The 19308-nt window shown below is 64.1% G+C and carries 16 protein-coding genes; 10 read left to right on the top strand and 6 right to left on the bottom strand.

What is annotated here, in order from left to right; translation table 11 throughout:
- The first annotated feature begins 1 nt into the window (after position 1).
- On the top strand, positions 2–1789 hold the full coding sequence (locus tag LGH82_RS19865; RefSeq protein ID WP_227344361.1) for an NAD(P)/FAD-dependent oxidoreductase: 1788 nt from the start codon (positions 2–4) through the stop codon (positions 1787–1789).
- Between the two features lie 218 nt (positions 1790–2007).
- On the opposite strand, the gene LGH82_RS19860 is transcribed toward LGH82_RS19865, so the two are convergent.
- Together LGH82_RS19860 and LGH82_RS19855 are read right to left on the bottom strand one after the other, a co-directional pair.
- Complete coding sequence (locus tag LGH82_RS19860) at positions 2008–3243, bottom strand: amidohydrolase/deacetylase family metallohydrolase (protein ID WP_227344360.1); 1236 nt, start codon at positions 3241–3243, stop codon at positions 2008–2010.
- A gap of 31 nt (positions 3244–3274) precedes the next feature.
- Complete coding sequence (locus LGH82_RS19855; protein ID WP_227344359.1) at positions 3275–3640, bottom strand: RidA family protein; 366 nt, start codon at positions 3638–3640, stop codon at positions 3275–3277.
- A gap of 209 nt (positions 3641–3849) precedes the next feature.
- Between LGH82_RS19855 and LGH82_RS19850 the strand changes: the two genes are divergently transcribed.
- Entirely contained in the window at positions 3850–4335 is a 486-nt protein-coding gene (locus LGH82_RS19850; protein WP_227344358.1) for a hypothetical protein, read from the top strand.
- Positions 4336–4415: 80 nt separating this feature from the next.
- On the opposite strand, the gene LGH82_RS19845 is transcribed toward LGH82_RS19850, so the two are convergent.
- From LGH82_RS19845 to LGH82_RS19835, 3 genes are read right to left on the bottom strand one after another with little or no spacing between them, the layout of a single operon-like run.
- A complete protein-coding gene (locus LGH82_RS19845) occupies positions 4416–5207 on the bottom strand; it encodes an ABC transporter ATP-binding protein (RefSeq protein ID WP_227344357.1) in 792 nt (263 codons plus the stop codon).
- Positions 5204–6232 carry a FecCD family ABC transporter permease gene (locus tag LGH82_RS19840; RefSeq protein WP_227344356.1) on the bottom strand — a complete coding sequence of 343 codons (1029 nt, stop codon included), beginning with the start codon at positions 6230–6232 and terminating at the stop codon, positions 5204–5206. Before LGH82_RS19840 ends, LGH82_RS19845 begins: the two co-directional genes overlap by 4 nt.
- Positions 6229–7278 (bottom strand): iron ABC transporter substrate-binding protein, encoded by a 1050-nt coding sequence (locus tag LGH82_RS19835; protein ID WP_227344355.1) that lies wholly within the window; start codon positions 7276–7278, stop codon positions 6229–6231. Before LGH82_RS19835 ends, LGH82_RS19840 begins: the two co-directional genes overlap by 4 nt.
- Before the next feature lie 307 nt (positions 7279–7585).
- Between LGH82_RS19835 and LGH82_RS19830 the strand changes: the two genes are divergently transcribed.
- Positions 7586–9727: a TonB-dependent receptor plug domain-containing protein gene (locus LGH82_RS19830; protein ID WP_227344354.1), complete on the top strand. Its 2142-nt coding sequence runs from the start codon at positions 7586–7588 to the stop codon at positions 9725–9727.
- 56 nt (positions 9728–9783) lie between these two features.
- Here LGH82_RS19830 and LGH82_RS19825 read toward each other — a convergent pair whose 3' ends face one another.
- On the bottom strand, positions 9784–10857 hold the full coding sequence (locus tag LGH82_RS19825) for a peptidase C39 family protein (RefSeq protein WP_227344353.1): 1074 nt from the start codon (positions 10855–10857) through the stop codon (positions 9784–9786).
- Positions 10858–11029: 172 nt separating this feature from the next.
- Between LGH82_RS19825 and LGH82_RS19820 the strand changes: the two genes are divergently transcribed.
- From LGH82_RS19820 to LGH82_RS19790, 7 genes are all read left to right on the top strand, one after another.
- Positions 11030–11953, top strand: a complete 924-nt coding sequence (locus tag LGH82_RS19820; RefSeq protein WP_227344352.1) for a LysR substrate-binding domain-containing protein — start codon at positions 11030–11032, stop codon at positions 11951–11953.
- A gap of 181 nt (positions 11954–12134) precedes the next feature.
- Positions 12135–14264 (top strand): acetate--CoA ligase family protein, encoded by a 2130-nt coding sequence (locus LGH82_RS19815; RefSeq protein WP_227344351.1) that lies wholly within the window; start codon positions 12135–12137, stop codon positions 14262–14264.
- Between the two features lie 13 nt (positions 14265–14277).
- Positions 14278–15447 (top strand): acyl-CoA dehydrogenase family protein, encoded by a 1170-nt coding sequence (locus LGH82_RS19810; RefSeq protein ID WP_227344350.1) that lies wholly within the window; start codon positions 14278–14280, stop codon positions 15445–15447.
- Positions 15448–15491: 44 nt separating this feature from the next.
- On the top strand, positions 15492–16325 hold the full coding sequence (locus LGH82_RS19805; RefSeq protein WP_227344349.1) for an ABC transporter permease: 834 nt from the start codon (positions 15492–15494) through the stop codon (positions 16323–16325).
- On the top strand, positions 16322–17122 hold the full coding sequence (locus tag LGH82_RS19800; protein WP_227344348.1) for an ABC transporter permease: 801 nt from the start codon (positions 16322–16324) through the stop codon (positions 17120–17122). Before LGH82_RS19805 ends, LGH82_RS19800 begins: the two co-directional genes overlap by 4 nt.
- Entirely contained in the window at positions 17119–18237 is a 1119-nt protein-coding gene (locus LGH82_RS19795; protein ID WP_227344347.1) for an ABC transporter ATP-binding protein, read from the top strand. Before LGH82_RS19800 ends, LGH82_RS19795 begins: the two co-directional genes overlap by 4 nt.
- Positions 18230–19282 carry an ABC transporter substrate-binding protein gene (locus LGH82_RS19790; protein WP_227344346.1) on the top strand — a complete coding sequence of 351 codons (1053 nt, stop codon included), beginning with the start codon at positions 18230–18232 and terminating at the stop codon, positions 19280–19282. Before LGH82_RS19795 ends, LGH82_RS19790 begins: the two co-directional genes overlap by 8 nt.
- Positions 19283–19308: the final 26 nt, after the last annotated feature.

Raw genomic sequence — 19308 nt, 5'->3', positions numbered from 1 at the left:
AATGCTCGACATGGCACCATCGAAACAGGCGGCCGCATGGCTTGGGTCCTTTGCGCGGGCGCTTGAAGCGCGCGACGTCGCCGCCGCGACCAACCTGTTCGCCGATGATTGCTACTGGCGTGATCTGCTGACCTTCACATGGAACATCAAGACCATGGAGGGCCATCAGGCGATCGAGGAGATGCTCGACGCAACGCTGGCGACCACGAAGCCGGCGGCATGGGAGCTGAGCGGCGAAGCGACGTCGGATAACGGCGTCATCGAAGCTTGGTTCACCTTCGAGACGGCGTCAGCCTGGGGGCAGGGCCACATGCGTCTGCGCGACGACAGATGCCGGACGCTGTTCACGGCGATGACCGACCTCAAGGGGTTCGAGGAACGCAAGGGCCAGGCGCGGCCGCTGGGCGTCCGCCACAAGGCCGACCCCAACCGCGAGACCTGGTCGGAGGCGAGGGCGCGCGAAACGCGCGATCTCGGCGCCTCGGAGCAACCCTATTGCCTGGTCATCGGCGGCGGCCAGGGCGGTATCATGCTGGGCGCGCGTCTGCGGCAACTCGGCGTTCCCGCCATCGTCATCGAGAAGAATGCCCGGCCCGGCGATTCCTGGCGCAAGCGCTACCGCTCGCTCGTGCTGCACGACCCCGTCTGGTACGACCATCTGCCCTACATTCCGTTCCCGGAAAACTGGCCGGTGTTCACGCCCAAGGACAAGATGGGCGACTGGCTTGAAATGTACACGCGCGTCATGGAGCTCAACTATTGGGTCGCCACCCAATGCGTCAGCGCCACCTATGACGAGGCCGAAAAAGTCTGGACCGTCGTTGTCGATCGCGTCGGCCAGCGCATCACGCTGAAGCCCAGGCACATCGTCTTCGCCACCGGCGCCTATGGCCCGCCTCGGCGGATAGACCTCCCCGGCGCCGACCAGTTCAAGGGCGAGTTGCTGCACTCCAGCCAGTATTCCAGCGGCGAGAAATTTCGCGGCAAACGCGTCGCCGTCATCGGTGCGGCAAGCTCCGGGCATGATGTCAGCGTCGATCTCTGGGAAAGCGGCGCGGAGGTCACCATGATCCAGCGCTCGCCAACCACAGTGGTGAAATCCGATACGCTGATGGATGTCGGCTTCCAGATCTTTTCGGAAAAGGCACTCGCGCGCGGCATCACCACCGAGAAGGCCGACATGATCGTCGCCTCGACGCCTTTCGCCCTGCTGCCGAAGAGCCAGCAGGCGCTCTATGATGTGATCAAGGTGCGCGACGCGGCCTTCTACGACCGCCTGCGCGCCGCCGGCTTCGCCATCGATTTCGGCCATGACGAGACCGGCCTGCTGATGAAGGCCTATCGCACCGGTTCTGGCTACTACATCGATGTCGGCGCCTCCGAGCTGATCATCGACGGCGAGATCGGAGTGCGCAGCGGCGTCGCCATCAAGTCGCTGACGCCCACCGGCATCCTGTTCGAGGACGGCGCCGAACTGACGGTCGATGCCATCATTTCCTGCACCGGCTACCAGTCGATGAACGAGACCGTCGCGGCGATCGTCTCGCGCGACGTCGCCGACAAGGTCGGCCCCTGCTGGGGGCTCGGCTCGGGCGTGAAAGGCGATCCGGGTCCATGGCAAGGCGAGCTGCGCAACATGTGGAAGCCGACCGCGCAGGAGGCGCTGTGGTTCCAGGGTGGCAATCTGGCACTGTCGCGCTTCTATTCGAAATATGTCGCGCTGCAGATCAAGGCGCGGATGGAGGGTGTTGCGACGCCGGTTTACGGGGAGCCGAGCAACGCTGGGTAAAGGTCGACCGCCACTCCGTCGAGCTTCGCTCGACACCTCTCCCCCGATCGACGGGGGAGAGGAAGGGCGCGAGCCTAAGCACGGTTGGCTCCCTTCCTCTCCCTCCGGAGGGGGGAGAGGTGGCGCTGCGAAGCAGCGACGGAGTGGGGGAAGCCATTCGCTAAACGCGCAGCCGAAAGACAGGCCTGGCGGCTATCTCCCCGAGGGGAGATCAGATCTTACTCATGCCGGTGCCCAAAATGCCTGGCCGCGACCTCGACATGCGTATGGTCAGCATGCGCCTCGAAACGCTCGGTCTCGCTGACATCGTTCGCCGCCTCATTCGGCCACCAGGTGCCGCCGACAACGATCCCTTCCGACACCAGCCTCTCCTCGGCAACCATCGACGCGCCGACCGCATCGACGAAGGTGAAGCGGCCGGATCGCATGCGCAGCAGCGCGACATCGCCGACACCGCCAACCCTCAGTGTGCCGAGTTCAGGCCGCGCGATCGCTTGCGCCGGACCTTGCGTGGCCGCGCGCAAAACCTCGACCAGCGGCATGCCGAGCGCCAAAAGCTTCGACATGCACACGAGGATGTCGAAGGCAGGCCCGTCAACGCAGTAGAGATGCACGTCGCTGCTGATCACGTCCGGCGCCAGCCCTTCCTTGAGCATCGCCCGGGCCACGTCGAAGTCGAATGAGCCCATGCCGTGGCCGAGATCGAAAATGACGCCGCGCTCGCGCGCCAGACGCATGTCGGGACGCACTGCGCCGGAGGCGAAGACCGGTGCGTTGGGGAAGGGGCGGAAGCAATGGGTGAGGATGTCGCCCTTGCGCAGACGCGGCAGCACTTCCGAGCGGCCGGGAGGTGGCTCGTCGATATGCGCCATCAGCGGCAGGCCTGCCTGGTCTGCTGCTTCAAGCGCCAGGTCGACCGGCGCGATGCCGCTGGTGCCGCCGGCATGCTTGCCGGAGCGGACCTTGACGCCGACCACCACCTCGGCATGCTCACGCGCCGCCGCCACCACTTCGCGCGGTTCGCAGAGCCTGAGATCGCCGCACTCGCCGACCGAGACAGTTTGCGAGAAGCCGAAGATGCCGGCGAAGGAAATGTTGACATAGGCGAGGATGCGGACCGTCGACCGCTCGATGACATGGCGGCGGAAGCCGAGGAAATTGCCGGCGCCCGCACTGCCCGCATCGATGAAGGTGGTGGTGCCGCTCTTGGCGGCGAGGCGGTCGGCATCGACGCCCAGCGACGTGCCGCCCCAGTAGACGTGGCTGTGCAGGTCGACGAGGCCGGGTGCGACAATACAGCCTGAGGCATCGATGACGCGCGCCGCCCTCTCGGCCGGGATATCGGCATCCATGGCGGCGATCCGGCCATTGGCGATGGCGACATCGCGTTGCGCGTCGATGCCGGACGCCGGGTCGATCAGGCGTCCACCCTTGAGCAGCAGATCAATGTGCATGCGCGCCACCTCCGGCTGTTGCTTCGTCGCGTCAGAGCGGCCGGTAGGCGACCGCTTCGACTTCGATCTTGATGTCGATCATCAGCCGCGATTCGACCGTGGTGCGTGCCGGCGGGTTCTTGGGAAAATGCCTGGCATAAACAGCGTTGAAGGCGCCGAAATCGCGCGCGTCCTCGAGCCATACCGTTGTCTTGACCACGTCGTCCATGGTGCAGCCGGCGAGCGCCAGGGCGGCCTTCACATTCGCCAGCACCTGTTCGGTCTGCTCGGTTATGCCGCCCTTGACCACCACGCCGTCACTGCCGACCGGCACCTGGCCCGAAATATAGACGGTGTCGCCGGCGCGGACGGCCGGAGAGAGCGGGACATGCGACGTTCCGAAACATTGCTTGGGCAAGGGATATCCTCCTGTTGAATTGACGGGACAATGCGATCCTCTAGGCCCGTCGCCATGATCCTCATAGAGCCCTTGTTGGAAAGCAACATTTTTCCAAAAAAAATGTTGCTTTATTACAAGCGCCTCAGCATCTTGCGTCACAATTGATGTCATCGCAGACAACGAAGCCGGCCGTTCGGCCAGCATAGAGCCGGACAGGAGAGAACAGAATGACCTTCGACAAGAACCCGTTTCCCACCGGCGATGCCGACCGCCACGCGCTTTGGGACATGCTGGTGCGGCGCGACATCGACGCCTTCATCGGCCAGGACTGGTCGATGGTCGAGAATGATTTCGCGGCAGAAAGCTTCTTCGGCATGCACGCGCATTTCCTCGGCAATGCCGACGCCTGGCGGCTGCAGTTCCCGAGGCTCGAGGTCTATCGCGACGAGTGGCTGCGGCAGGCCAAGGAAACCGCGGCAACGAAATTCGCCGAGCCGCTGCGCGAGGCGCTGTTTCGCGTCACCAACCTGCGTGACATCGACGTCGACGGCGACCGCGCCGTGCTGCACAAGAAATTCGACGGCACCGTAGCCAAGGCCGACGGCAGCGTTGACAGGCTGAAATGGCAGACGCTGTATTTCTGCACCAGGGTACAGGGCAGCTGGAAGATAGCCGGCTTCGTCGGCTACATGCCGTATCCGCTGGGCGCATAAGCAATTCCAGGAAAAGTGTGTAGCGATTTTCCGCCCGGAATTGCGTAGCAACAATAGTTGGAGCGGTTCACCGAACCGCTTTAAACCGGCCTGCTCAGTTGCCTCAAGGAAGGGGCACAGGTGTAGCGGCCAGCCTCTTCCAGCCAGGCCACCGTCACTTCCACGCCGTAGAGGTCGCCCAATGCTTGCGGCGTCAGCACGGTTTCGGGCGATCCCATGGCCACGAGCTTTCCCGCCTTCATCAGCGCGACCTTGTCGGCGCAAGCGAAGGCATGTCCCGGATCGTGCGTCGACAGCACAATGGTCAGGCCGGACGCGGCCAGCGCGCCGATGCGTTCGAGCACGCGGGCCTGGTTGCCGAAATCGAGGCTGGCCGTCGGTTCGTCCATGACAATCAGCGCCGGCTCCTGCGCCAGCGCTCGCGCGATCAGCACCATCTGGCGCTCGCCGCCGCTGATCGCCGCATAGCTTCGTGAACTCAGATGCCCGATGCCGAGCGTGTCGAGTGCTGCCCGCGCCACAGCGTGGTCTGCGGCGGAAGGCAGCGAGAAGGCGCCGATGCGGCTTGCCCTTCCCATCAGCACGACATCCATCACCTCGAACGGAAAATAGCCGACACTGACTTGCGGCACATAGCCGACGCGCTTGGCGAATTCCGGCCGCGAAAACGCTGATACCGGCCGCCCGTCCAGCTCCAGCCGACCGCCCTGGCTCGGAATGAGGCCGAGCAGCGTCTTGAACAATGTCGTCTTGCCGCAGCCATTGGGCCCGAGCAGGCAAAGCACCTCGCCCTGGTCGACGGACAGCGTCAGGTCGCGTCCGATCGGCGCACCACCATAACCAAAAGCCAGATCGACGGCCGACAGGATCATTGCCATCCCCGCCGCGTCGTCATCAGCAGCCAGATGAAGAACGGCGCGCCGATCGCCGCCGTCAGGATGCCCAGGGGCACTTCGATCTCGGCCATGCTGCGCGCCAGCGTGTCGACGGCGACAAGATAGCCGCCGCCCAGAAGCAGCGAAGCGGGCAGCAGTCTTGAGAAATTCGGGCCGACAAGGACTCGCGCCACGTGCGGCACCAGAAGGCCGATCCAGCCGATGATGCCGGAGATCGACACCGCCGCCGCCGTCATCAACGTTGCCGCGGCAATGAGGATGATCCGCATGCGCGTCGTCTCGATGCCGAGCGCGCGCGCCTCCTGGTCGTCCAGCGTCATCAGATTGACCCGCCAGCGCAACAGCACCATCGGAATCAAGCCGACGATCATGGCCGGCAGCACCGACAGGAAATCGCCGCGCGTCACGCTGGCCAGGCTGCCGAGCAGCCAGAAGGTGATGGCCGGCAGTTGATTGTAGGGATCGGCAAGCACTTTCAGCAGCGAGATGCTGGCGCCGAGCAGGGCGCCGATGGCAACGCCGGCGAGGACCAGGACAAGGATGGGATCATGGCCGCGAACGGCGGCACCGATCATGTAGACCAGCCCGACGGCTGCCAGCCCACCGGCAAAGGCCAAGCCCTGGATGGCCAGGACGGGAAGCGACAGGAAGATGCCAAGCACAGCGCCGAGGCTGGCGCCAGCCGAGACACCCAGTATGTCCGGCGAGACCAGCGGGTTGCGGAAAAGACCTTGGTAAACCGTTCCGGCGGCCGCGAGGGAAGCCCCAACGAACAGGCCGCAGGCGACGCGCGGAAGCCGCACATTCCAGATCACGGTCTCCACGGTCGGGGGCAGGCCGCTCGGCATTCCCGACAGCTTCGCGCCGATGACCGCTGCGATATCTCGGGCCGAGACGTTATATTTGCCGATAACCAACGAGATAAGGACCACGACGACCAGCAGCACCGGTGGAGCAGCGGTCCTGATAAGAGCGGCGGCTTTTGGCCGGCCTGCGCTCATGGTTTGGCCGAGGATTGGGCAAGCAAGCCATCGAGCTGCTCATCGGTGACCTCGACATGATAGAAGCGCTTGTAGAAGTCGCGCGTCTCCGTTCGCAGATCGACATGGCTATCGGGGTAGAGCACGCTGGTCAGCCAGGCCACGCCGATGAGCCTGTTGACGCCGGGCGGTGAATCAAACCAGCCAAACGGCAATGTCGGCGCGCGGTAGACCCGGCCCTGCTTGACCGCCGCGATCCCAGCCCATAGCGGGTCGTGCAGCACCGAAGCCTGGAAGTTGGGATCGAGCGTAAGGATCACCTCGGGATTCCAGGACAGCACCTGTTCGAGCGAGACATTGGCCAGCCCGCCCGATCCGGCAGCCTCGGCGACGTTGGCCGCGCCGACAGCGCCGAGAACCTCCATGTTGATGGAGCCGGCCAGGCCGGTCTCGAGCCCCTTCGGGCCCCGGCCATAGTAGACGCGGGGCCGCTTGTCGGCGGGAACGGCGGCGGCCACGGCATCCACCCGCTTGAGCGTGGCGTCGGCATAGCCAGCCAGTTCTTCGCCCTTGTCCTTGACGCCCAACAGGTCGCCCAGCGTGCGCAGCGAATCCGGCGTCTTGGCGAAAGAGCCGTCGATGAGGATGTACGGGATGCCGGTCTGCTGCTGAACGCGATCGGCGAGCGAGACATAGGTGGCATCGACGGTGCCGACATCGATGATGAGGTCGGGCTTCATCTTCAGCACCATCTCGATATTGGCCGTGTTGCCCTTGCCGGTCAGGCGGCCATAGGCGGGCAGGTCGTGGTAAGGCGCGGCGATGAATGCCTTCTCGTCCGCGCTCGGTTCGCGCACCCAGCCGACCATCTTGTCCGGCGCCAGCGCATAGAGCAGCACGGAGGCCGGCGGCCCGGCCGCCAGCACGCGATGAACATTGTCCGGTATTTCGACCTTGCGGCCGGCCGCATCGACGAAGGCGCGTGTTTCGGCGCCGGCCATCTGTGGAGAAAAGAGCAGCGCCTGAAGCATCAGGCCCAGTGCGATCAGAAAACCGCGGCGATTCATGACCGTCTCCGTGCCCAGCGAGTGTTGGATGGGCATAGTTATGGTTGATCGGATACATCGGTCAAGCGGAACCACCGGAGCCATTGGCCCATCGCAGGACTAATCATTGGGCAATGCGTTGGTCCATTCGCGTAATCGGCTAACGACACTTGAACAAACAAAAATCCTCTGTATTCATGAAAATATAACGACCGGCCCGGCTGTGGGAAGCCAGGCAGCCGAACCTTTGCGTCGGCGGTCGTAAACTGGGTTTGAAATACGATCGGGGGGCGATCCATTGCGACGCATATTGTCTGGAATTTCGTTGGTGCTTTTGTCGAGCACCGTGACGTTGGCGGCAGCTGCCGCCGAGGAAAAGCAGGAGATCAAGAAGAAGAAACCGGATGAGCAGCACGCGCCCGCGCAGGAGCGTTTTGCCGGCACGACACCGCCCGTCTTCGAGCTTGGCCAGATCGTCATCTATGGTGGTGCAAGCGAGCAATCCAGCATTGGTGGCCAGTCGATCTCGCAAAGCGTGGTGACGGCCGAGGACATTCACAAAAGCAACTGCAACACGCTGGACGATGCCTTGGCGACGACGCCGGGCGTCGAGGTTGCCAATACGGGTGGCAGCCGCAACGAACGGCTGATCTTCGTGCGCGGCTTCGACCGTTTTCAGGTGCCGCTCTATGTCGACGGCGTCCGCATCTACCTTCCCGCCGACAACCGGCTGGACTATGGCCGGTTCCTCACGCCCGACCTCGCCGAGATCCAGATCCAGAAGGGCTATGTCTCGGTGCTCAGCGGCCCGGGCGGCATGGGCGGCGCCATCAACCTAGTGACCAGGAAGCCGACGCGCGAACTTGAAGGCGAGCTTCGCACCGGCGTCGATGTCGGCAATACCGGCAAGGTGGCGGCGTTCACCACATCCGGTTCAGCGGGCACGAAGCAGGAGAATTTCTATCTGCTGGCCAGCGGTTCATTCCGCAACAGCGACGGCTGGTTCCTGTCGCGCCACTACGATCCGGTAACCATTGGCGGTGGCGTGGTCGAGGATGGCGGCCGCCGCGATTTTTCGAACGTCAGGGACTGGCGGGCAAACGTGAAGGCTGGCTTTACCCCGAACGCCACCGACGAATATGTGATCAGCTACACCCATCAGGAAGGTGAAAAAGGCGCGCCCTATAGCGTCCATGAACCGGTTCGCGGCATCACATCGCAACCCTCGGGCACAACCTACCAGCGCAACTGGAACTGGCCATACTGGAACATCGGCACCCTGGCTTTCAATTCCAACACGGCCATCGGCGATGAGTCCTACATAAAGTCCAAGGTCTACTACAACAGCTTCGACAATCTGCTGTCGGCCTATGACGATTCAAAGTTCGGCAAGCGGGTGACGACGCGATCTTTCGACAGCTACTACAAGGACCGCGCGCTCGGTTTCAGCCTTGAGGGCGGCACCGAATTGATCGCGATGAACACGCTGAAGACGGCGCTCCACTTCCGCCGGGACGTTCACAACGAGCAGCAGCTGGTGGCGCCGGGCTCTTCCAACCCGAGTCCGACCATCGAACCGTGGCAGAAGACGGCGGAAGATACGTGGTCGGTCGCGGCGGAGGATACGTTCCATGCCACTGATAGGTTGGATTTCATCGGCGGCGTCAGCTACGACACCAACAAGCTGAGCATCGCGCAGGAATACAACACCGGCGCCGGCCTCTACGAATATCCGCGCGGCGGCAGTTCCGCTGTCAACTGGCAGTTTGCCAGCATCTTCCGGCAGAGCGACATTTCGGAATTCCATGCCAGCGTTTCGTCGCGAAGCCGCTTCCCAACGCTGTTCGAACGCTTCAGCACACGTTTTGGCGACGCACTGCCGAATCCGGACCTGCGCCCCGAACGTGCCACGAATTACGAACTGGGTTGGTCCGGCAGGCCACTCAAGACGCTCCAGGTTGGCGGCTCGATCTTCTACAGCGACCTGACCGACGTGATCCAGTCCTACAATGTCGGCGGCGGAAAGGTTCAGAACCAGAATGTCGGCGACGGCAGGTACTATGGCGTCGAGATCTACGGCGAGTGGGAGGCCCTGTCCAACCTGACGCTCGGCGCCCGCTATACCTATCTGAAGCGGCAGCTGATCGATCCGGTCCGGCCCGGATTGCGGCCGATCGGCACACCCGACCACAGCGCCTATATCTATGCCGAGTGGCTGCCGCGGGAAGACCTCACGGTGTCACCGGGCATCGAACTGTACAGCTCGCGCTGGTCGACCGACCGCCTGGAGAACAATTTCTTCCAGACCAAGGGCTTTGCCTTGGTCAATCTCAGCATGAACTACAGGCCGCGCGAGAATATGAGCTTCGATTTCGGCGTCAGGAACATTCTCGACACCGACTACCAGCTCGCCGACGGTTTTCCCGAGCCGGGCCGCACATTCTTCCTGAGCACGGCGATCACCTTCTGATCGGGGCACGGAAGACGGGAGCGGGTCGCGCCAGATGGGTTTGGCCCGCAAGCCGCTTACCCTATCCGCCTTCCCGCGCCGACCAGCACGGCGGCGCGATAGGCCGGCGTGCCATACCAGGCCATGCGGTCCAGCATCGCCCCGGCGACGGGAAGATCGAGCACGTCGGCCGGCTGTTCCAACCGGTCCGGCTCGATCCAGGGGTCGTTGATGAAATAGACCCCCTCGCCATGACCATGGACCAGGATCCAGTGCGGGCAGGTATAGCCCATCATCGGTGCCTGATCGATCAGCACTAGCGCCAGAAACCCGCGATCCAGAGCCTGTCGCAGTTCGTCGATCGCGAAGGCGCGAGGCCGCAGGGGAATGCCCACCAGCCCGGCCTCGCGCTTGAAACCGGTCTGGACGAATTCCATCAGGCCGCGACGCTCATCCGTGCTTGCACGGTCGAGAAAGATCGGTTGTTCGCTGCTCATGAAGACTTCGACCCGAAGCCCGCGCCTGTGCGCCGCCAGCGCGAGGCCATAGGGGTCGCAACCGCCGGGTCCGGTCGGGCCAATGATCGTAGTGGCTTCCCGCCACAGCTCGATCTCCAGGGCGCGATCGGGCTGCGTCGCTGGATCGAGGCCGGCTATTGCCATGGCGAGCGCTGAGGGGCCGCAGGTAAATCCTATGCTCTGCGGATAGAGTGGCGGAGCAGCCTCCGGACGCCGGTCCGGCCGACCGCCGATCCAATGCTCGCGAAAGCCGTCCCGGCCTTGCCATGACCGCGCACCGACAAGCCCAGCAATGTCCTCGTCGGCACGCAGGCACAGGACGCCATGGCTGAAGGCTTCCTTCTCCAGCGTCTCCAGGACACGGGCGGTATCGGCCGGGAAAAAGCTCGGCGCGGTCCAGAACAGCACGATGCGCATCATCGCCGCGGCTGGTCGGCGCTGGCCGACCATTACCGCGACGGGTCGGCCTTCTGCGCTGTGTTGCACAACCCCGACGACGCCGGCGATCGCCTGCAAGGTCGACACACGCCGCGCAATGTCCTGCGGCAAGGCAGCCGTGAGCGTCGTCCAGCCATCGGCCCGCGCATCGAGGACGGCCATGCCGCCGGCGGCATTCACAGGGAGGCGTTGCATCGGTCTGCGCCCGGATTTGTGTGGCTGGCTGTTCACCGATCCCGTACCATCCGAAGTCGACGACATCCGGCGGCCCCGTTTGATGATGATGGTACCGATATAATTCCGTAGACTGATTGATCAGTCAACGATAATCTCAAACCTCTTTGGACCGCGAGGGCGTCCGGCTTTCATGACACTGCGCAAACTGCTTCCCTCGCCCAACGCGATCTTCATGTTCGAGGCCGCCGCGCGCCATCTCAATTTCACCGTCGCGGCGCGGGAATTCAACGTCACCCAGTCGGCGGTCAGCCGCATGATCGCGCGGTTGGAAAGCCATCTCGACGTCAAGCTTTTCATCCGCTCGCCAACCGGCATCGAGCTGACCGATGAAGGCCGCATGCTCTATGGCGCCGTCGGCAGCGGCTTCCAGCAGATCGAGATCGCGCTGGACGATATTCGCGCACGGCAGGGCGAGGCGGGAACCGTCACGCTGTCCCTCTCATCGGCCTTTGCCATGCACTGGTTCATGCCGCGCTTCGACCGGTTCCAGGCGAGTTTCCCGGGCATCGACCTGCGCTTTCAGCTGGTGCGCGGCGAGCCGAGCGGACCGGTCGAGGATGTCGATCTCGCCATCCGCTACAACCAGCCGCCGAACGCCGAGCAGCAAAGCTGGGAACTGATGGAAGAGGTCGTGCTGCCGGTCTGTAGCCCGGCCTATCTGGCCGAACATGGCAGTCTCGACGATTGCGCCGATCTCGGCCGGCATACGCTTGCCCACCTTTCCGGCTCGATCCGCATACCCTGGCAGCGCTACCTCGCCCAGTTCGACTATCCGCAGCCGGCGGGCAGCCGCAGCCTGACCTTTTCGGACTATACGCTCGTCATCCAGTCGGCCATCAAGGGACGAGGCATGGCGCTCGGCTGGTGGCATGTGGTGGCGCACGAACTGCTGCAAAAGGGCCTGGTCAAGGGCGGCCGGCATGAGTTGCGCACCGGCGACCACTATTACCTGGTGGCAACGGCCAGGCGCCCGCTGCGCAAGCCGGCGATCCTGGTGCGAGACTGGCTGCTCAACGAAATGGCCGTGTTGAAACAGGAAATCCTGGCCGGCTGAGGCCCCCGGCAACTCGACCACCTCCTGAAGCCATGACCTGTAGTCATCGGCTCGTGACTATTTCGGACCGTGCGCGATCGATTCCGGGTCTTATAGTCACCCCATCCGCTGAACCGCAAAACCAAGAACACCGGGCAGCAGGACAGATAAGGCTTTGGGAACGAGCCGAGGGAGCAGATTGTTGATTGGAGCCATTGCCGCCGTTGACGGCATGACAGAAGCCGTGCATCGCCTCGATCCGCTGCTGCGGCCAGCATCGATTGCCTTTGTCGGCGCGTCCATCCGCCCCAACACGCCGGGCAACACGATGGTGCGGGCGGCGGCGATGGATGGCTATCGGGGCCGGCTCTACGCCATCAACCCGAAATATGACGCTGTCGAGGGGGTGCCGTGCTTTCCCGGTCTGGCGAGTCTGCCCGAGAGGGTCGAGCATGTGGTCCTTGGCGTCGCCAACGATCAGCTCGAAAAAAACCTACTCGATGCAGCCCGCCACGGCGCCAGGGCCGTCACCATCTTCGCCAGTTGCGACCTGACCGGCGCCGCCAATGACGGCCTCGCCGACCGGTTGACGGGGATCGCCGAGGATGCCGGCATCGTCATTTGCGGCGGCAACGGCATGGGCTTCTGCAATCCAGGCATCGGCCTGCGCGTCTCCGGCTATGCGGCCAACCTCGCCATGAAGCCCGGCGGTGTCGCGCTGATCACCCAATCGGGCTCAGCTTTCAGCGCACTCGCCTACAATGACCAGCGGCTGAAATTCTCGCTGTGTGTCTCGAGCGGCCGCGAACTGACGACGACGGCCGCCGACTATGTCGACTGGGCGCTCGACCAGCCCGCGACGAAGGTCGTCGGCCTGTTCCTGGAAACGGCCCGCAAGCCGCGCGACTTTGCCATTTGTCTTGAAAAGGCTGACCGTCTTGGCATCCCCGTCGTCGTCCTGAAGGTCGGGCGCACGGAACTGAGCGCGGGCTTCGCCGCCAGCCACAGCGGCGCGATTGCCGGCGACGCCGCCGCCTACGAAGCGCTGTTTGCCAGATGGGGCGTCATCAGCGTCGATACGCTGGACCAGCTGGCCGCCAATCTGCTGCTGTTTTCCACCGGCCGGCCGGCCGGGAGCGGCGGCCTTGCCAGCCTGCACGATTCCGGCGGCGAACGCGAAATGGTCGCCGATCTCGCGGCCAGGGCCGGCGTGCCGTTCGCCGTCATTTCGGAGAAGACCAAAGAGGAGCTGCGGCTTCATCTCGACAGCGGCCTGCAGCCGGCCAACCCGCTCGACGTCTGGGGTTCGGGCTCCGATTTCGAGACCCATGTCGAAGCCTGCATGGACGCCATGCTCGCCGATCCCGACACCGCCATCGGCGTTCTGTTCCAGGACATCCGTGACGGCTCCTATATCGCCGAAGGTTTTGCCCGGGCGGTGATCCGCTCCCGCGCCAAGAGCGGCAAGCCGGTAGCGGTCGTCAGCAACTATGCCACGGTGAACCACCGCGCACTGGCCCTGGCGACCACGGAGGCCGGTGTGCCGGTCATCGACGGCACCGACGAGGGCCTGCACGCTATCCGCAATCTGCTGGCCTTCCGCGACAGGGGCTCCCTCCAGCATACCTACCCGCGTGCGGTGGCCAGGGGCATCCGCGAGCGCTGGCGGGCCCGCCTCCAACAGGCCCTGCCCTTCGACGAAAGCGAGGCTCTGGCGTTGTTGGCCGACTACGGCATCGCCACGCCCCATTCGATCAAGGCCAACACATCGGCCGAGGTCCTCCAAGCCGCGCGCGACATTGGCTTTCCCGTCGCCCTGAAGACAGCGGCCGGCATCCAGCACAAGTCCGACCAGGGCGGCGTGGTGCTCGGGCTCACCAACGAGGCCGCGCTGGAACGGAGCTACTCGGACATGTCGGCGCGGCTCGGCCCCCAGGTGCTCGTGGCCGCCATGGCGCACAAGGGCGTCGAGATCGCCTTCGGGCTGATCCGCGACGAACAGTTCGGGCCCTATCTCGTCGTTGCCTCGGGCGGCATCTGGATCGAGATCCTCAGGGATCGAGCCGTAGCCTTGCCGCCGCTGAGCTTCGGACAGGCGCGAGCCTTGATCGGCCGGCTGAAGGCCAGTCCCCTGCTCGATGGCGCGCGCGGCATGCCGCCCGCCGACAAACCAGCAATCTACGCGGCACTTGCCCGCTTCTCGATGCTGGCGGCCGATCTCGGCGATCTCATCGACGAGATGGATGTCAACCCGCTGCTGGTTTCCGATCGGGGCTGCGTTGCCGTCGACGCACTAGTGCTCGCCCGCAATGCCAACCGCTCACCAGAGTAAATCGAGGACTTTTATGAATTTCGACCTCAGCCCACGCGAAAAGGAACTCTCCAGGAAGGGCCGCGACTTCTGCGACCAGGTGCTGTTGCCGCTGGAGCAGATCACCGACGAACATGGCGAGCTGCCGATGGAGCGCCGCGAGGCCGTCAGGCAGGCGGTTCGCGACTGGGGCCTGGCTGGCATCAACCATACCAAGGAGAATGGCGGCCTTGGCCTGTCGATGGTCGAGCAGACGGCGATCGAGGAACAGCTCGGCCGCGTCACCAACGGCCTGTGGAGCTGTGTCTGGCGTCCGCCGGTCAGCCTGAAGTTCGGCACGCCCGCCCAGAAGCAGGACTATCTGGTCCCCTCGATCGATGGCCATCGCCGTGGCGCCTTCGCCATCACCGAGCCGGAGGCCGGTTCCGACCCGCGTCGGGTGAAGACCCGCGCCGTGCTGAAGAACGGCATGTGGCATCTGACCGGCGAAAAGTGGTTCGTCACCTCCTACAACGCCTCGGACTTCATCATTGTCCACGCCCATGTAGATGATGATCCCGACAAGCCGACGCTGTTTCTCGTGGACAAGCCGGCTAACAATATGGTGCATCTGCGCTCGCCGAAGTTCATGCACAATTTCGCCTTCGACCATGCCGAGCTTCGCTTCGAGGACACGCCAGTCAGCGAGGACAGGATGCTGGGCGGCATAGGCCAGGGTCTGGAACTGACCAAGGACTGGTTCGTCGAGGCCCGCCTGCAGATCGCCTCGCATGCCGTGGGTGCGGCGACGCGGGCCGCCGAGATCGCCAATGACTACGCCACCACTCGCCACCAGTTCGACCGGCCGATCCGTGACTTCCAGGGCGTGGAGTTCATGCTGGCCGACATGGCCGTCGACATCTTCGCCGCCAAGTCGATGCTCTACCGCGTCGCCTGGGAGATCGATCAGGGCCTCGACCGCAAGCGCGTACATGCCCATGCCAGTGCGTTGAAACTCTATTGCTCCGAAACCGCCGGCCGCGTCATCGACAAGGCGCTGCAGGTCCTGGGCGGACGCGGCTACATGCGCGAGAACCCGGTCGAGCGGCTCTACCGCGACATCCGCGTCGACCGCATCTGGGAAGGCACGTCGGAAATCCAGCGCGTGATCGTCGCCGGGCAGATCCGCAAGCGCGGTTTTGGCATCTTCAGCGAGGTCGCCTGACCCATGCCGGCGCACCACGGGAATCAAAAGGAGTGCCGGTCTTGATGTCGCGCCGGCATCTCGAAACCGCATGCCTGCTCGGCCCGGCCCTGGTCGTGCTGGCGCTGCTGTTCGTGGTGCCGCTGGCGCGGCTTTTCTCCCTGGCTTTCACCGATCCCGCCGGCCCGTTCGCGACTTTCGGCATCCTGGCCGAAAGCTCTGTCTATCGCCAGGTGATGTGGAATACCTTTGTCGTCGCCGTCGTCGTCACCGTGCTTTGCGCGCTGCTGGCCTGGCCGGTCGCCTATGTGCTGTCGCGCCTCAAAGGCGTGTGGTTCGCGGTGGCGCTCTATGGCGTGCTGTTTCCCTTCTGGATATCGGTGCTGGTGCGCACCTTTGCCTGGATGATGCTGCTCGAACGCAACGGACCGATCAACCGGCTGTTGATGAGCACCGGCCTCACCGATGCGCCGCTTGCCCTGCTGTTCAACAATGTCGGCGTGCTGATCGGCATGATTCACATCCTCCTGCCCTACATGATCCTGCCGCTCTACGGCGCCATGATCCGCATCGACCGCCGGCTGCTGCTGGCCAGCGACGGGCTTGGTGCGGGCCTGCTCGACACTTTCCGCCGCATCTATCTTCCGCTCTGCCTGCCCGGCCTTGCCGGCGGTGCGACCTTCGTCTTCCTGCTGTCGCTCGGCTTCTTCATCACGCCCGCGCTGCTTGGCGGCTCGAACGCCATCACGCTTTCCATGCTGATCGCGAGCTTCGTCAATGACCGTCTCGCCTGGTCGCTCGCCGCCGCCGGTTCGATGGCGCTGCTGGCGATCGTGCTTGTGCTGATGGCGCTGACCGCGAGGCTGCTGCCGGTGGAGAAAGGGTTCTTCGCCCGATGAACAGGCTGCCGCTTTTGCTGCGCATCGCCGCCAATGCCGGGGCCAGCCTGGTCCTGGCCTTCCTGGTGCTGCCGATCCTCGCGGTGGTTCCGGCCTCCTTCAACAAGGCGAGCTTCATCTATTTGCCGCCGCGTGCCTGGTCCGATGTCTGGTACGAGCGCTTCCTCGCCGATCCCGAATGGCGCAGCTCCCTGTTCAACAGCATCGAGGTCGCGACGCTGGCGACGGTGATCGCCGTGGTGCTTGGAACACTGGCGGCGATCGGCCTGCGCCGGATCGACGGCCGCCTGCGCACCATCGTCACCGGACTGTTCCTGGCGCCGATGATCGTGCCGGTCATCGTCACCGCCGTGGCACTCTACCGCAGCGCGCTCGATGTCGGCCTCAGCGGCACCATCCTCGGCATGAGCCTTGGCCATGCCTTGCTGGCGCTGCCTTTCGTGGTCATCAATGTTGGCATCGCCTTGCGCGCCGTCGACGACAACTGGCTGAAGGCGGCGGCCGGCCTCGGCGCCGGGCCATGGACGATCTTTCGCACCGTCACCTTGCCGAACATCGTGCCCGGTATTGTCGGCGGCGCCATCTTCTCCTTCATCACCTCTTTCGACGAGGTGATCGTCGCCGTGTTCATGGCCGGCTATTCCTCGAAGACGCTGCCGGTGAAGATCTGGGAATCGATCCGGCTGGAATTCACCCCGGTCATCGCCGTCGCCGCGACCGTGATGATCGCGCTTGCGATCGTGCTGTTCGCCTTGGCGCAGATTGTCAGCAGCAGGACCGGAGGCCGGGCCCAATGATCAAGCCGGGGAACCAATCAGGACTGCCGCTGCGGCTTGCCGGCCTGTCGAAGAACTATGGAAGCTTCAAGGCGCTGGAACCCACAAACCTTGATGTGAACGCCGGCGAGTTCCTGACGCTGCTTGGCCCCTCGGGCTCGGGCAAGACGACGCTGCTCAACCTCACTGCCGGCTATATCGAGCCGACGGCGGGCGAAATCCGCATCGGCGAGCGCGACGTGACGCACACGCCCGCCCGCCATCGCAACATCGGCATGGTCTTCCAGAACTACGCATTGTTCCCGCACATGAGCGTCGGCGAGAACGTCGCCTATGGCCTGACAGTACGCCGGCTAACGAAAGCTGACATTGCTGGAAAGGTCGCTGAAATCCTCGCCCTGATGCGGCTCGACGGCTTCGCCGACCGGCCGATCCAGCAACTGTCGGGCGGACAGCAGCAGCGCGTGGCGCTGGCCCGTGCGCTGGTCATCGAACCCGACGTGCTGCTGATGGACGAACCGCTTGGCGCGCTCGACAAGCAGCTCCGCCGCTCGGTTCAGCTCGAATTGCGCCGACTTCACCAACGCCTTGGCCGCACCACCATCTATGTCACCCACGACCAGGAGGAGGCACTGGTGCTGTCCGACCGCATCGCGGTGATGGACAGCGGCCGCATCCAGCAGTTGGGGACGGTCGACGATCTCTATGACCGCCCCGTCAACGCCTTCGTCGCCGGCTTCATCGGCGAGTCCAATCTGTTGCCGGTGCGTGTTCTCTCCACCTCCGGCGGCCAGGCCTCGGTCGATGTCGAGGCATTCAGCAGGACAATTGCCGTCGAGGCAGCGCCGGGGACAGTGCCCGGCGAGCCGGCGCGGCTGCTGATCCGGCCGGAACATGTCGAGCTCGGCCAAGGCGGCGACGGCGTCGTCGCCGAGATCGTCGAGGTGATCTATCTCGGCGAACTCACCCAGCTCACCCTCAGGCTGGAGAGCGGTCAGACGCTCGCGGCCCGCCAGATCACCGACCGGACATTGCAGGCCGGCGCCAGGGTCCATGTGTCGTGGAAGCCGGGCAATGTCCGTGCCGTTCCTCATACCCCACCAAAACCCACCAAAACGGAGAAAGCTGATGCATAGGCGTACTTTCCTTCTGACGGCAGCGGGCGGCCTGCTGGCCGGTGCGACGGGTCTTCCCAAGCTGGCCAACGCTGCCGGCCGGCCCTTCACCTTCACCTCCTGGGGCGGCGCCCTGTCGAATGCCGAAAAGGCGGCGTTCATCGATCCGTTCGGCCAGCTCAAGGGCATCGACGTCATCAACACCTCGCCGACCGAGACAGCCAAGATCAAGGCCATGGTCCAGGCCAAGGCCGTCGAATGGGACCTCGTCGACGTCGGCGGCCGCACCGTGTGGCAAGGTGGCAATGAGGGTTTTCTCGAGCCGATCGATGTGTCGAAGATCCCCAATGCCTCGGCACTTGAAAAAGGCTGGGTCGCCCCGAATGGCATCGCCACCTCGACCGGCGCCACGGTAATCGCATGGTCGAAGACGGCGTTTCCAGATGCAGGCCCGCAATCCTGGGCCGACTTCTGGGATGTGAAACGCTTCCCCGGGCCGCGCGGCCTCTACCGCTTCTTCTACTACAATTACGAAGCCGCCCTTCTGGCTTCCGGCGTGAAGCCGTCGGAAGTGTTTCCCTACACCACCGAGAAGGCCGACATGGCGATGGCCAAGATCAAGGAGCTGAAGCCGCATGTCTCGGTCTGGTGGGGCACCGGCGCGCAGCCGCCGCAACTGCTGTCGTCGGGAGAGCTGGCGCTGTCCTCGGCCTGGAGCGGCCGCGTGCTCGCCGCTGAAGCCGAAGGCGCACCCGTCGGCTTCACCTACAAGGACGGCATCGCCTGGGCCAATTGGTGGGTCATCCCCAAGGGATCGCCCAATGTGGATCTGGCGCACGAGGCCATCAACTTCGCGCTTGCCGAACCGCAGCAGGCAAAGCTGCTTGCCCTCAAGACCTATGGACCCGTGCTCAGCACCGCGACATCAGGCGCCAACGCCGAGACCAAGAAAATCCTCGTCATGTCGCCCGACAACATCAAGGACATGCTGATCCTCAACGAGGGCGAAGCCGACAAATACTCCGTCGCCTATGAGGAAAAGTGGAACCAGCTGATGCTGGAGTGACCTGAGGCAAAGTCTTGGCGCTCCGG

Source organism: Mesorhizobium sp. PAMC28654 (assembly GCF_020616515.1).
In the GTDB taxonomy this organism is placed as follows: Bacteria; Pseudomonadota; Alphaproteobacteria; order Rhizobiales; family Rhizobiaceae; genus Mesorhizobium.
This window is presented reverse-complemented; position numbering and strand designations above follow the sequence as displayed.